Source organism: Acetivibrio straminisolvens JCM 21531 (genome assembly GCF_000521465.1).
Classification (GTDB): domain Bacteria; phylum Bacillota; class Clostridia; order Acetivibrionales; family Acetivibrionaceae; genus Hungateiclostridium; species Hungateiclostridium straminisolvens.
This window is the reverse complement of sequence record NZ_BAVR01000147.1, coordinates 1-1,531: the sequence shown is the minus strand read 5'-3', so window position 1 is coordinate 1,531 and position 1,531 is coordinate 1. Positions and strand designations below refer to the sequence as shown.

1 protein-coding gene and 1 pseudogene are annotated in these 1,531 nt (G+C 37.5%); both read left to right on the top strand.

Going from position 1 to position 1,531, the window contains the following annotated elements:
* Positions 1 to 854: pseudogene (locus JCM21531_RS17150) on the top strand (hypothetical protein); the annotation flags it as partial.
* A 76-nt stretch (positions 855 to 930) separates the two neighbouring features.
* A partial coding sequence (locus JCM21531_RS17145) for a TadE/TadG family type IV pilus assembly protein (protein ID WP_038291643.1) occupies positions 931 to 1,531 on the top strand: 601 nt, incomplete at its 3' end.

The window sequence follows — 1,531 nt, the reverse complement described above, 5'->3', positions numbered from 1 at the left end:
TTTGTGCAGCAGTGTAGTGCAGACATTGACTGGAATGTAACCAGCTCAATAAAACAGGAGTACGAACAAGACCGGGAAGCGGCACGCCAAGGAAAACAAGGCCAGGCATTTTATAACAAAGTAGTATTTGCAACAGATAAAAATCTCAGAAGTTATGATTATCCAATAAAATCGGGCTACTATTTTAATCCGGCGGGTAAATATACTTTTGAGGTTACAACCGTTAACTACAAGACCGGCCAGGGTAAGACAAAAGAGCATGAGGAGCTGGTAAATGTGTTAATTAACTCCTTTAGATATGAATCAAACTTGATATATATTAATGGCAGCAACCAGGCTGTGAACATTGCAAATGGATCATACAAAACTCCGGGAATATTGACTGCAAAAAACAACAAAGGTATTGGCGGCAAGGAACTGATAAGTGTAAAGACTACAGAATATAAAAATATAGCAAATGAAATACCTTACTATTCTGATAAACCCTACGAAAATGAAAATGAAAACAAAAGCCATGACTTTTGGAAAATGTCTATGGAAGGTTATTCGTTGTCCGGAAGTCTGGACAGTTATACGAAATATAAATATCGAGAATATGTTGCCGGAAATCAGAAGGTATATGAAATAACCGAAACAACAAAGGTTGAAATTGTAGTAAACGGAGGTAATAATAAATTTTACACTCATCCAAGATGCCTGACGGTGAATACTATATCAGAGTTTGGCTGGACAACATAAACTTGGGTAAAATGTCCGGTGTTGACTATAGTTCAATAAATGATACGTTGAAGGGTGTAATTTTAGATAATATAAAGATCACAGTAAAAGGCTCGATATATGATGACATAAGCTGATTGTTGCCAGGAGCCTGAGAACAGCAATATGGCGTATTGGACAAGCCTATATAAATAACAATAGCAAGGTGAAAGTATGAATATTTTAAAAGAACTGCTTAAAAAGAAAGATGGGTCGTTAACTGTAGAGGCTGCAATTTCATTGCCGCTGTTTATGTGTGTGTTTTTATCCATAGCCTTTTTCATGAAGGTTGTGTATATACATAATAATGTGCAATATGCAATAAACGGCGCTGCCAATGAAGTTGCAACCTACAGCTATCTTTATTCAATTTCCGGCCTCCAGAAGGTGAATGATGCTATTACGGAAACAACGGATGAATATGGAACGACTGCATCAGAGCATACAAAAGAGATTCTGGAAGCTTTTGATGCCTTGGGAGATATTTCACAGCAGAGTCTGGAATCGTTTAAAGGACTGGCGGCAGGTGATACAACACAAATAGACAAGTTAAAGGAGTTGTATGAAGAAGGTAAAATTTCAGTGGGGACCGTCCAGAAAGTCATTGGTGAAGTAAAGGAGAATCCCAGAAAAGAGTTCATCAGTGTTGCTTCTTTGTTTTTCAGTGCAGGATATGAAAAAATCAAATCTGAATTGTCAGAGCCGTTAATTAAGCTCTTTATGAGAAAATACATTGACGAGAGAATATTCAACAGCAAGGGTGGACCGGGAGCTT